General features: G+C 64.6%; 10 protein-coding genes. All 10 read right to left on the reverse strand.

Annotation, left to right across the window (positions count from 1 at the left end; genetic code table 11):
* Window positions 1-26 precede the first annotated feature (26 nt).
* The 10 genes from OZ911_RS20785 to OZ911_RS20830 all read right to left on the reverse strand — a co-directional run bounded on the left by OZ911_RS20785 (window position 27) and on the right by OZ911_RS20830 (window position 10,951).
* Window positions 27-1,718 (reverse strand): fused response regulator/phosphatase, encoded by a 1,692-nt coding sequence (locus OZ911_RS20785; RefSeq protein WP_070086896.1) that lies wholly within the window; start codon window positions 1,716-1,718, stop codon window positions 27-29.
* A gap of 8 nt (window positions 1,719-1,726) precedes the next feature.
* Window positions 1,727-2,032 carry an STAS domain-containing protein gene (locus OZ911_RS20790; RefSeq protein WP_023049336.1) on the reverse strand — a complete coding sequence of 102 codons (306 nt, stop codon included), beginning with the start codon at window positions 2,030-2,032 and terminating at the stop codon, window positions 1,727-1,729.
* Between the two features lie 220 nt (window positions 2,033-2,252).
* Complete coding sequence (gene fliJ / locus OZ911_RS20795) at window positions 2,253-2,702, reverse strand: flagellar export protein FliJ (RefSeq protein WP_016488429.1); 450 nt, start codon at window positions 2,700-2,702, stop codon at window positions 2,253-2,255.
* A 6-nt stretch (window positions 2,703-2,708) separates the two neighbouring features.
* Window positions 2,709-4,064 (reverse strand): flagellar protein export ATPase FliI, encoded by a 1,356-nt coding sequence (gene fliI / locus OZ911_RS20800; RefSeq protein WP_060519404.1) that lies wholly within the window; start codon window positions 4,062-4,064, stop codon window positions 2,709-2,711.
* Window positions 4,054-4,848 (reverse strand): flagellar assembly protein FliH, encoded by a 795-nt coding sequence (gene fliH / locus OZ911_RS20805; RefSeq protein ID WP_016488431.1) that lies wholly within the window; start codon window positions 4,846-4,848, stop codon window positions 4,054-4,056. The genes fliI and fliH overlap by 11 nt, the downstream gene beginning before the upstream one ends.
* A gap of 164 nt (window positions 4,849-5,012) precedes the next feature.
* A complete protein-coding gene (gene fliG / locus OZ911_RS20810) occupies window positions 5,013-6,032 on the reverse strand; it encodes a flagellar motor switch protein FliG (RefSeq protein WP_016488432.1) in 1,020 nt (339 codons plus the stop codon).
* Window positions 6,025-7,803 carry a flagellar basal-body MS-ring/collar protein FliF gene (gene fliF, locus OZ911_RS20815; protein ID WP_070086897.1) on the reverse strand — a complete coding sequence of 593 codons (1,779 nt, stop codon included), beginning with the start codon at window positions 7,801-7,803 and terminating at the stop codon, window positions 6,025-6,027. The genes fliG and fliF overlap by 8 nt, the downstream gene beginning before the upstream one ends.
* 15 nt (window positions 7,804-7,818) lie before the next feature.
* A complete protein-coding gene (gene fliE / locus OZ911_RS20820; protein ID WP_003254438.1) occupies window positions 7,819-8,151 on the reverse strand; it encodes a flagellar hook-basal body complex protein FliE in 333 nt (110 codons plus the stop codon).
* A 227-nt stretch (window positions 8,152-8,378) separates the two neighbouring features.
* Entirely contained in the window at window positions 8,379-9,734 is a 1,356-nt protein-coding gene (locus tag OZ911_RS20825) for a sigma-54-dependent transcriptional regulator (protein WP_070086898.1), read from the reverse strand.
* Window positions 9,734-10,951, reverse strand: coding sequence for a sensor histidine kinase (locus tag OZ911_RS20830; protein WP_023047004.1), 1,218 nt, complete (start codon window positions 10,949-10,951; stop codon window positions 9,734-9,736). The genes OZ911_RS20825 and OZ911_RS20830 overlap by 1 nt, the downstream gene beginning before the upstream one ends.
* Between the last annotated feature and the right edge of the window lie 63 nt (window positions 10,952-11,014).

The raw sequence follows: 11,014 nt of genomic DNA on the forward strand, positions 1-11,014 counted from the left end.
AGATTATGCCCGAGCCAACCTGTGGCTCACCATATGAACTCCACATGCGCGCGACGCCCGTCCTCACTCCAGCGGGCGTTGCTGGCCAGCCGCTGGACCAGGTTCAGGCCACGCCCGCTCAGGCCGTGCGCCAGCGAAGGCCGCGACAGCACACGCTGCACGTCGAACCCGGCGCCGCTGTCGAGCACCTCAACTATCAGACGCCCGCCACCGGCGTGCGGTTCAACCGTAAAGTCGATGCGCACGAACCCGTCGGTCAACGCGCCCAGACGCCGGGCGCGCTCCTGGTAATAGTCGGCAAACCCCTGCCCATCGCGCTTGAGCCGCGAATCCAGGCCCAGCACCCCATGCTCCAGCGCATTGGAATACAGTTCGCTGAGCACTGCGTGCAGGCTGCCGGTGCGTGCGCGCAGGCCGTGAATTTCCTGCAACAACTGCACCAGGTACGGCACCGGATTGAAGCGCTTGAGGCTTTCGCCCCGCACCTCGAACCCCAGCGACCAGTCCAGCGGGCTGGAGCGGCCGCTATCAGAGTAGATGATCGGCGCCGGCACCCGCTCCTCAGCGCTGAACATGCGAATGTCGCACAGGCTGATATCGTCCCGCGGGCGCCCGCCAAAGCGCTTCAATGCCTGCATCACCTCATCGAACAGCCGCTCCGGGTCGCGATTGTCGGCCAGCACCGTACGCAGGCGCCGGACGCCGAATAACCGCTCCTGGTCATCGGCGGTATCCAGCACGCCGTCCGACAATAATAACAGCCGCTCACCCGGCGCCAATGGCAACACTTCGGTGCTGTCATCGAAACGCTCCGCAGCCAGGATGCCCAGTGGGAGGTGCCGCGACCTCAGCGATGATAGCACCTGGCCATCAATCGACAAGTGATAACCATCGGGCATGCCCCCATTCCACACCTCTACTGCGCCACGCTGCAAGCTGAGGTCGAGCAGCAGCGCACAGCAGAACATGTCCACTGGCAGGATGCGTTTGAGCTTGGCGTTCATCTCGCGCAGGATCTGCGCCATGCCGTAGCCCTTGGCAGTCATGCCGTAGAACACCTCTGCCAGTGGCATGGCCCCCACCGCCGCCGGCAGGCCGTGGCCGGTGAAATCGCCGAGCAGCACGCGCATGTCACCGGCCGGCGTGAACGCGGCCAGCATCAGGTCGCCATTGAACAGCGCATAGGGCGATTGCAGGTAGCGGATGTTGGGGGCAGACAGGCATCCGGAGTGAGCCACCTTGTCGAACACCGCCTTGGCCACCCGCTGCTCGTTGAGCAGGTGGTGGTGGTGCCGGGAGATCTGGTCGCGCTGCTCCAGCACGGTAGCCTGCAGCCGGCGCAGGCGGTCCATGGCGCGAATCTTGGCGCCGAGGATCACCGCACTGTAAGGCTTGGCCATGAAATCATCGCCCCCGGCCTCCAGGCAACGCACCAGGCCCTCTTCTTCATTCAGCGACGTCAGGAAAATGATCGGCACCAGCGCCTCGCCGGCCAGGGCCTTGATCTGCCGCGCCGCCTCAAAGCCATCCATCACCGGCATCAGTGCATCCAGCAGCACCAGCTGCGGGCGCCGCTCGACGAACAGCGCCACTGCCTGCTCGCCATTTTCTGCGGTGACTACCTGATGGCCCTGGCGTCGCACGATCTGCGCCAACAGCAGTCGGTCGGCGGCTCCGTCTTCGGCGACCAGCACTGTCAACGCCTGTTCGGCGGGCATGTCGACGCTCAACTGATGTCGAAGAGTTTTTCGAAATTGGAGATCGCAAGGATCTTGCGCACATCAGAGCTGGCATGCACCACGCGCACGTCCGACTCATCGCCGCCCGCGTGGTCCCTGAGCAACAGCAGCATGCCGAGCGCGGAACTGTCGAGGTAGGTGGTGTCTTTCAGGTCAACGATCACCGAGTCGGGCCGGTCGGGCTGGCGTTCGTAGGCGTCACGAAATTCCTGATGCTTGCCGAAATCGAAGCGCCCCTTGATCTTGATTGTCAGCTTTTTCCCTTCCTGCGAAAAATCAGTCTCGACTGCCATGCTAGCGATTCCTTCGATGATGGCGAATGCAACTCCAGTAAGGTTTAGCAGGCGATGGCATGGGTCGCAAGAACGCGCCCCCTGTAGGAGCGGCCTTGTGCCGCGAAAGGGGCGCGTAGCGGCCCCAGATTTTCAGCTTCGCAGCAGATATCGCCGGGGCCGCTCTGCGGCCCTTTCGCGGCACAAGGCCGCTCCTACAAGGCACAGCGCAAGGCTTTGGCTAAAGGATTTGGCGGGGCAAGCGCTGCGACAACTCATCCAGCAACCGCTGCTCACGCTTGTCTTCGGCGCGCCGGGCTTCGTCCATGTAGCGCTGCACCAGCTTGCGCAACCCCTCTACCCGGGCATAGGCCTGCTGCCAAATGCCACGGGCATTGTTGAGGTTGTTCTGGTGCCAGACCAGGCTCTGACGCTGCTGGGTCATGGCCGTTTCCAGCTGCCCCAGAAAACGCTGGTAGTTGACCAGCCAGCTGCCATTTACCCCCTGCCCGCCACGGTTGATCCACTGCAGCTGGTAATCCTCACGAAAACGCTCCAGTTCGGCCAGCTTGGCCTGAGCCGTGGCCACTTGCTGCTGGAAATGCCCCAGGCGCTGGGCGGCCTTGCGCTCGGCCTCTTCGGCCATGCCCACCACCGGCGTCAGGCGCGCCGCGCGCCCAGGCAGGGCCATGCCCTATCAGCCTGCCGGGGGCGTGAAGATCGCCCCCAACTGTTCGCGGCTCTGCGCCATGCCCACATTCTCCTGCAGGCCTTGGCGCAGAAAATCCACAAGCCTGGATTGCAAGGCAATGGCCAGGTCGGTTTCCGGGTCGCCGCCGGCCACGTAGGCGCCCACGCTGATCAGGTCGCGGCTTTGCGACAGGCGCGACCACAGTTGCTTGAACTTTTGCGCCTGGCGCAAGTGGTCGGCGTCGACCACCTGGGGCATCACCCGGCTGATCGAGGCTTCGATGTCGATGGCCGGGTAATGGCCCTCTTCGGCCAACCGGCGCGACAGCACGAAGTGGCCGTCGAGTACACCGCGCGCCGAGTCGGCGATGGGGTCTTGCTGGTCATCACCTTCGGACAATACGGTGTAGAACGCGGTAATCGAGCCACCGCCCGGCTCGCCATTGCCCGCCCGCTCCACCAGCTTGGGCAGCTTGGCAAATACCGACGGCGGGTAACCACGGGTGGCCGGCGGCTCACCGATGGCCAGGGCAATTTCCCGCTGGGCCTGGGCGAAACGGGTGAGCGAGTCCATCAACAACAGCACGTTCTTGCCTTTGTCACGGAAATACTCGGCAATGCGCGTGCAATACATGGCAGCACGCAGGCGCATCAGCGGCGCATCATCGGCAGGTGAAGCCACCACCACCGAGCGCTTGAGGCCCTCCTCACCCAGGATGTGCTCGATGAATTCCTTCACCTCGCGGCCCCGTTCGCCGATCAGGCCAACCACGATGATTTCGGCTTCGGTAAAGCGGGTCATCATGCCCAGCAACACCGACTTACCCACGCCGGTACCGGCGAACAGGCCCAGGCGCTGGCCGCGACCAACGGTCAGCAGGCCATTGATACTGCGGATGCCCACGTCCAGCGGCTTGCTGATAGGGTCACGGTTGAGCGGGTTGATCACCGGCCCATCCATCGGCACCCAGTCCTCAGCCTTCATCCCGCCCTTGCCATCCAGCGCACGGCCGGCGCCATCCAGCACCCGACCGAGCATGCTCATGCCCATGGGCAATCGGCCGCCGTCGTCCAGCGGCACCACCCGGGCGCCGGGGGCGATACCGACAATGCTGCCGACCGGCATGAGGAACACCTTGGGCCCGGCAAACCCCATGACTTCGGCTTCCACCTGGACCGGGTGGTAGCTGTCGTCGTTGATTACCAGGCAGCGGCTACCCACGGCAGCGCGCAGGCCTTCGGCCTCCAGGGTGAGCCCGACCATGCGCAGCAGGCGGCCTTCCACGATGGGTTGGGTCGGCAGCGCGATGGCCTCGGCATAACTGCCCAGGCGCTTGCCGAAGCTGGTGCGCTTAAGGTGCATCAGGGCTTTCCACCGAACGCTCGACGGGGGCGTCCAGGTCTACCGACATGTCTGGCGCCGCCGGGTGCAGAGAATGATCGTGCAACTGGTCGAACAGCTGCGCCACGGTTTTCTCGATGCGCGTTTCCATGGTTGCATCAATGCGGCTATGGGCAGTCTCGATACGGCAGCCCCCCGGTAGCAGTGCGCTGTCTTCCAGCAACCGCCAGTTTTCCTCATGGCGTTCGCGCAGGGCCTTGACCAGCTCGAAGTCCTGCGGGTTGAGGTGAATGCGGATATTGTCCGCCCCCATGGGCAGCAGCTTCAGTGCTTCGCGCAGCACCTGGGTGATCTGGCTGGAGTCGTTGCGCAATTCGCGGCCAATCACCTGGCGGGTCATGTGCGCCACCAGGTGAACGAGGGTTTTCTCGATCTGCGTGTCTTGCTCGGCGATCGGGTCCATCAGGTTGGTCATCAGTTGCTCGAGGCTGTCGAGCTTGGCCTTCAGGGCCGCTTCGGCCTCTTGGCGGACCTTGAGCTGGGTGCTGTGAAAGCCCTCTCGCTCGCCGGTGGCGAAACCTTCGTTGTAGGCTTCCTGGCGGATCGCCTCGAGCTCTTCCAGGGTGAGTGGCTGGACTTCTTCCAGCGGCACTTCCTCGATTTCTTCCTCGACCGCCTCGGGTTCAGGCTCAGGCTCGGGTACGGGCTCTGGCTCCGGGTCGAAGCTGGGCAGCGTCCACACGTCCACGCCCTCGAGGTCGCGGGCGCGGATCAGGTCGCTGGGGTGATGTTCTTTGCTGGACATGTTTTCAGGTACTCACAACCCTGTTCAAAGGGATACAGGTCTGGCCCCTGTGGGAGCTGGCTTGTCCCGCGAAGCAGGCGCCGCGGTGCATGGCACCGGCGTTGCCGGTGTTCGCGGGGCAAGCCCGCTCCTACACAGAACCCTCAAGGCCCGCCGCTAGTGACTCAGATCATTTCCTCGGCACCCTTGCCGCCGAGCACGATCTCGCCGGCCTCGGCCATGCGGCGGGCGATGGTGAGGATTTCCTTCTGCGCCGTTTCCACGTCGCTGACCCGCACCGGCCCTTTGGCCTCCAGGTCGTCGCGCAGCAGTTCCGAGGCACGTTTGGACATGTTCTTGAAAATCTTGTCCTTGACCCGCTCGTCGGCGCCCTTGAGCGAGACCACCAACACGTCGGACGACACTTCGCGCAGCAGCGCCTGGATACCCCGGTCGTCGACGTCGGCCAGGTTGTTGAAGACGAACATCAGGTCTTCGATCTGCTCCGACAGGTCGCTGTCGACTTCGCGGATCGCATCCATCAGTGCACCTTCCACGGAGCTGTCGAGGAAGTTCATGATGTCGGCAGCGCGCTTGATACCGCCCAAGGTGGTGCGCGCGGCGTTGGAGTTGCCCGAGAACTGCTTCTCCAGAATCTGGTTCAGCTCTTTGAGCGCCGCCGGCTGCACGGTGTTCAGCGACGACACGCGCAGGACGATGTCCAGGCGCACCTTGTGGTCGAAGTTGCTCAGTACTTCACCCGCCTGGTCAGGGTCGAGGTAAGCGACCACGATGGCCTGGATCTGCGGGTGCTCGTAGCGGATCACGTCGGCGACGGCGCGCGGCTCCATCCACTTCAGGCTGTCCAGGCCGCTGGTGTTGCCACCCAGCAGGATGCGGTCGACCAGGCCGTTGGCCTTGTCCTCGCCCAGCGCCTGGTTGAGCATCTTGCGGATATAGGCATCGGACCCCACGCCCAGGCTGGTCTGGTCGCCGACAATGTCGACGAACTCGCTCATCACCTGCTCCACCTGGTCACGGTGCACATTACCCATCTGCGCCATGGCCACACCCACCCGCTGCACTTCCTTGGGGCCCATGTGCCGCAGTACCTGGGCCGCATCGGTCTCGCCCAGCGAGAGCAACAGGATTGCCGCTTTGTCGACGCGGCTCAGCTTGGCGGTAACGGCTCGGTTATCACTCATCGGCGTTGATCCAGTCTTTGACGACCTGGGCTACACGGCCCGGGTCTTCGGCCACCAGGCCTTTGATTGCGTTGAGCTGTGCCTCGTAACCCTCGCTCGGGCTAGGCAGCAGAATGCTTGTCGGGCCACCCAGGCTGACGCGGTCGTTGGCCAGTTCGCCATCCAACCCCACCATGCCGCCCAGCTCCATGTCGCTATCGGAAGCCGCCTGCTTGCCGCCCCCTGTGATGTTGTTAAGCACCGGCCGCAGCACGCCGAACACCAGCACCAGAATGAACACCACGCCCAGCACTTGCTTGACGATGTCCCAGAACCACGGCTGCTGGTAGAAGGCGATATCGGCGATTTCTTCGCCACGGTCGGCGGCAAATGGCACGTTGATCACCGTCACGCTGTCACCACGGCTGGCGTCGAAGCCGACCGCGTCCTGCACCAGGCGAGTGAAGCGCGCCAGGTCTTCGGCAGCCCACGGCGCACGGCTGGTGTTGCCGGTGGCCGGGTCGATCTTGACCTGGTCGTCCACGACCACCGCCACCGACAGGCGGGTCATGCGCCCCTGCTGCTGACGGGTGTGGCTGATGGAGCGGTCCAGCTCGAAGTTCTTGGTGCTTTGCTGGCGTTTGTCCGACGGGTACGGCGCGAGCATCGGCTGACCGGTGGCCGGGTCCATGACCTGCTGGCCGTTGGCATCCACCAGCGGCTGGCCAGGCTGAATGGCGGCGGCCGGGGTAGCGGCGCCACCGGTGGTTTGCGGTGCCGAAGCGGCGCCTGGCGGCTGGTTGCTCAGCGCACCAGGCACGCCTTGCGGGCCTTGGCTGCTGGCACGTTGCTCTTCAACCGACTGCTCGCTGCGCAATGCTGGCTGATCGGGGTTGAACTGCTCGGCGGTCGACTCGACGGCACTGAAGTCCAGGTCGGCAGACACTTCGGCCTTGTAGCGGTCATTGCCCAGCACGGGCTGCAGGATGTTGCGCACGCGCTGGGTGAGCATGCTTTCCATGCGGCGGCTGTAGTCGTACTGCTTGCCGGCTTCGGTCAGGGCAGAGTCCTGCAACTGCTCGGACAGCAAGTTACCCTTCTGGTCGACCACGGTGACCTGGGATTTATCCAGCTCCGGCACACTGGTCGCCACCAGGTTGACGATGGCCAACACCTGACCGGCCTCCAGGGCACGGCCCGGGTACAGCTCGACCAGCACCGAGGCGCTGGGCTTGCGATCGTCACGCACGAACACCGAGCTTTTCGGGATGGCCAGGTGCACGCGCGCGGCCTTCACGTTGTTCAGGCTGGAAACGGTACGCGCCAGCTCGCCTTCCAGGCTGCGGCGGTAGCGCGTGGCCTCCATGAACTGGCTGGTGCCCAGGCCTTGCTCCTTGTCGAGCAGTTCGAAGCCAACATTGCCATCGCTGGGCGCTACGCCGGCAGCCGCCAGTTTCAGGCGCGCACGGGAGAGGTCGTCGGCCTTGACCAGCAGAGCACCGGAGTTGGGCTCAACGTTATAAGGGATATCAGCGGCACCCAGGGTGTCCATGACCTGCTTGGTGTCCATGCCCGACAGGCTGCCGTACAGCGGACGGTAATCGGGTTGTTGCGACCACAGCACCACGGCAAAGCCGATCGCCACGCTGGCCGCCAGGCCGACCATGAGGCCGACCTGGCGCAGCATGGGCATCTGCGCGATGTTTTCCAGGAACGACATACCTGGCAGCGGGCGCTTGGCCGCTGCCGAGCCAGTCTTGGCGGGGGCGTTGTCGACGACTGCTTCAGCCATGGTTTACGTCCGTCCTCAAACCGGCATCTGCATGATGTCCTGATACGCCTGGACCAGCTTGTTGCGTACCTGGGTCATGGCCTGCATCGACACGCTGGCCTTTTGCGAAGCGATCATCACGTCAGTCAGGTCGACGCCGCTCTTGCCGATCTCGAAGGCATTGGCCAGTTGGGTCGATGCCTGCTGCGTCTCATGCACCTTGCCGATGGCCTGGCCAAGCATGTCGGCAAAGGTACTCTGCCCCGGTGCCAGCTCGGGGGCTGCGGTGACCTTAGGCAGCGACATGGCATCGGCCTGCATGGCCCGCATGTCCAGCATCAGACGATTGAATTCAACACCTTGGCTCATGACCCTTCTCTCTCCTGCGGCCGCATTTTTTTGACACTCATGCGGCGAATAGCCTACGTAAAGCAACAAAGGTGCCAGCCTTGGCAATCACCTTCACGGGTTGGCGCGGCCCTGTGGGAGCGGGCGAGCCCGCGAACACCGGCGCAGCCGGTGCCAGCCACCGCGTGGGGTCTTCGCGGGCATGCCCGCTCCCACAGGGTGGTATCCATTCACAGCGGGGCGCAGTGTCAGCCGAACAGGCTGGCCTCGACGTCGAACCCGGCATCGCGCATCTGCGCCAGCTTGTAGCGCAAGGTGCGTGGGCTGATGCCCAGCCGTTCGGCCGCCTCTTTGCGCCGACCGCGCTCGGCGCGCAGGGTGTCGATGATCATCTGGTACTCATGGCGACGCATGTCATCGCCCAGCCCGCTGGCCTCGACTGACACTGCAGGTGATGGCTCTGTGCCAGCTGACAATGGAATGGCGCCTGCCAGACAGAAATCCGCCGCCTCGATCACCCCGCCCTGCTGCAGGATCAGCGCCCGCTGAAGCGCGTTGTCGAGTTCGCGCACGTTGCCCGGCCAGGCATAGGCCTGCAGGCAAGCCCGGGCCTGCGGCGACAGGCGCACCGGGGCGTGTTTCATCTTGGCCGCGTGGCGCGCCAGCAGGCGCTCGGCCAGTTGCAAGATATCGCCCGGGCGCTCACGCAATGGGCACCAGGCCAGGGGGAACACTGACAGGCGGTAGTACAGGTCTTCACGGAAACGCCCGGCGGCCACTTCGCCAGCAAGGTCGCGGTTGGTCGTGGCCAGCACACGGATGTCCAGGCTGATCGGCTTGCGCCCGCCGACCCGCTCCACCTCGCGCTCCTGCAACACGCGCAGCAGCTTGGCCTGCAAGGCCATTGGCATTTCCGAAATTTCGTCGAGCAACAAGGTGCCCCCTTCGGCCTGCTCGAACTTGCCGGCCTGGGCAGCGATAGCACCGGTGAAGGCACCCTTTTCATGGCCAAACAAGGTGGCTTCGAGCATGTTGTCGGGGATGGCCGCGCAGTTGATTGCCACGAAGGGCTGCGCTGCCCGCTGCGATTGCTGGTGGATGTAACGTGCAAGCACTTCCTTGCCGGTGCCGGATTCCCCGGAAATCAGCACAGTCGAATCACTGCGCGCCACGCGCGCGGCCAGCTCCAGCAACTGGCGGCTGGCCGGCTCGCAGGCCACCGGGCCTTCTTCGGCGACCACCCGCCCCGCGGCATGCCGCTCGACCAGGCTGAGCAGCGCCTTGGGCTCGAACGGCTTGACCAGATAGTCGGCAGCCCCCTGGCGCATGGCCTCGACGGCACGCTCGACGGCGGCGTGCGCCGTCATCAACAGCACCGGCAACTGGGGCTGCTGACGGCGCAACTGGCTCAGCAACTGGTGCCCGTCCATACCGGGCATGTTCACATCGCTGACCACCAGGCTGAAAGCATCATCCAGCACCGCCTCCAGCGCTTCCTCAGCGCTGCCCACCGCCTGGTAGGCGAAACCGCCGATTTCCAGGGTATCGCCCAGCGCCTGGCGCAATACGCGGTCGTCCTCGACCAGCAGCACCTTGATTGCCATTACACCCCCTCCGCCAATTGCCCGTCGATCAACGGCAGCTCTACCCGCACGCAGGTGCCACGGCCCACTTTCGAGCGCAGATGCAAACGGCCCTGATGGGCACGCACCACGGCCTGGACCACCGCCAGGCCAAGGCCGGTGCCAGTGGCTTTGGTAGTCAGGAACGGCTCACCCAGACGCGCCAACAACCCGGCGTCGATACCACTGCCCGCATCACTTACGCACATCTGCAAGGTGCGCTCGCGGCGGAACAGGTGCACCTTCAACCGCGCCGGGCTGTCGCTGGCCTGCAGGGCATTCTCGATCAGGTTGAGCAAGGCACCGACCAAGGTATCGCGATTGCACAGCAGCTCACCCAGATGGCTGTCGCACTGCCAGCGCACAGCGTGCCCCTGCACATGGGCCTGGGCCGCCTGCTGCAGGGCCTGGAAAAGGGCTTTTGGGGTAACCCGGTCACCCAGCGGCAACTCGCCACGGGCGAACACCAGCATGTCGCGCACCTGATGCTCCAGCTCGTGCAGGCGCTCCTTCAAGGTACCGGCGAAACGCTGGCGGGTTTCCGCGCTCAACGCTTGCTCGCTATCGGCCAGGTGGCTGGCATAGAGCATGGCTGCCGACAGCGGCGTGCGAATCTGGTGGGCCAGCGAGGCGACCATCCGCCCCAGCGATGACAGGCGCTCGTGGCGGGCCAGTTGGTCTTGCAGGCGACGGGTTTCAGTCAGGTCGTTGAGCAGCACGAGTTGGCCGGGTTCGGCATCCAGCGACCGGGTGGCGATGGACAGGCGGCGGCCATCGCGCAGCGAGATTTCATGGCCGTCGTCCTTGCGCGGCGCAAAGCTGCGGGCGATTACCTGGCGCCACAATTCGCCGATCAGCGGTTCGCCGAGCAGTTCGCAGGCAGCCGGGTTGGCTTCACGTACAAGGCCATGGCCATCGATCACGATTACCCCGCCAGGCAGCAGGTCCAGCAGGTTCTGCAGGCGGTTGGCCAGGCGTTCCTTTTCGCTGAGTTCTTCGATGCGCTGCGCACTGACCACCGCCAGCTCGCCCTTCAGCTCACTGACCCGGGCTTCGAGCAGGCTGTAGGACTGGCTGAGTTGGCTGGACACCTGGTTGAACAGGGCGAAGGCGTGCTCGATACCCTGGTGGCTGTCCTGCTCGATCGGGGCATGCCCCTGCTGATTGGGGGCTCGGGTTACGTGGGCGGCCTGGGGCATCGTGCTCTCTCGCGTGGCTGACCGTCATAAAAACGGTGTGTTGCCAGCGGTGTAGCAATAGCC

The sequence above is a fragment of the Pseudomonas fortuita genome (assembly GCF_026898135.2).
Taxonomy (GTDB): domain Bacteria; phylum Pseudomonadota; class Gammaproteobacteria; order Pseudomonadales; family Pseudomonadaceae; genus Aquipseudomonas; species Aquipseudomonas fortuita.

What these genes read in the sequence shown, in the direction of transcription:
- fliJ (WP_016488429.1), bottom strand. Translation starts at nt 2,702, where the DNA reads ATGGCCCTGCCTGGGCGCGCGGCGCGCCTGACGCCGGTGGTGGGCATG.
- fliF (WP_070086897.1), bottom strand. Translation starts at nt 7,803, where the DNA reads ATGGCTGAAGCAGTCGTCGACAACGCCCCCGCCAAGACTGGCTCGGCA.
- fliE (WP_003254438.1), bottom strand. Translation starts at nt 8,151, where the DNA reads ATGAGCCAAGGTGTTGAATTCAATCGTCTGATGCTGGACATGCGGGCC.
- OZ911_RS20825 (WP_070086898.1), bottom strand. Translation starts at nt 9,734, where the DNA reads ATGGCAATCAAGGTGCTGCTGGTCGAGGACGACCGCGTATTGCGCCAG.
- fliG (WP_016488432.1), bottom strand. Translation starts at nt 6,032, where the DNA reads ATGAGTGATAACCGAGCCGTTACCGCCAAGCTGAGCCGCGTCGACAAA.
- OZ911_RS20785 (WP_070086896.1), bottom strand. Translation starts at nt 1,718, where the DNA reads ATGCCCGCCGAACAGGCGTTGACAGTGCTGGTCGCCGAAGACGGAGCC.
- fliH (WP_016488431.1), bottom strand. Translation starts at nt 4,848, where the DNA reads ATGTCCAGCAAAGAACATCACCCCAGCGACCTGATCCGCGCCCGCGAC.
- fliI (WP_060519404.1), bottom strand. Translation starts at nt 4,064, where the DNA reads ATGCACCTTAAGCGCACCAGCTTCGGCAAGCGCCTGGGCAGTTATGCC.
- OZ911_RS20790 (WP_023049336.1), bottom strand. Translation starts at nt 2,032, where the DNA reads ATGGCAGTCGAGACTGATTTTTCGCAGGAAGGGAAAAAGCTGACAATC.
- OZ911_RS20830 (WP_023047004.1), bottom strand. Translation starts at nt 10,951, where the DNA reads ATGCCCCAGGCCGCCCACGTAACCCGAGCCCCCAATCAGCAGGGGCAT.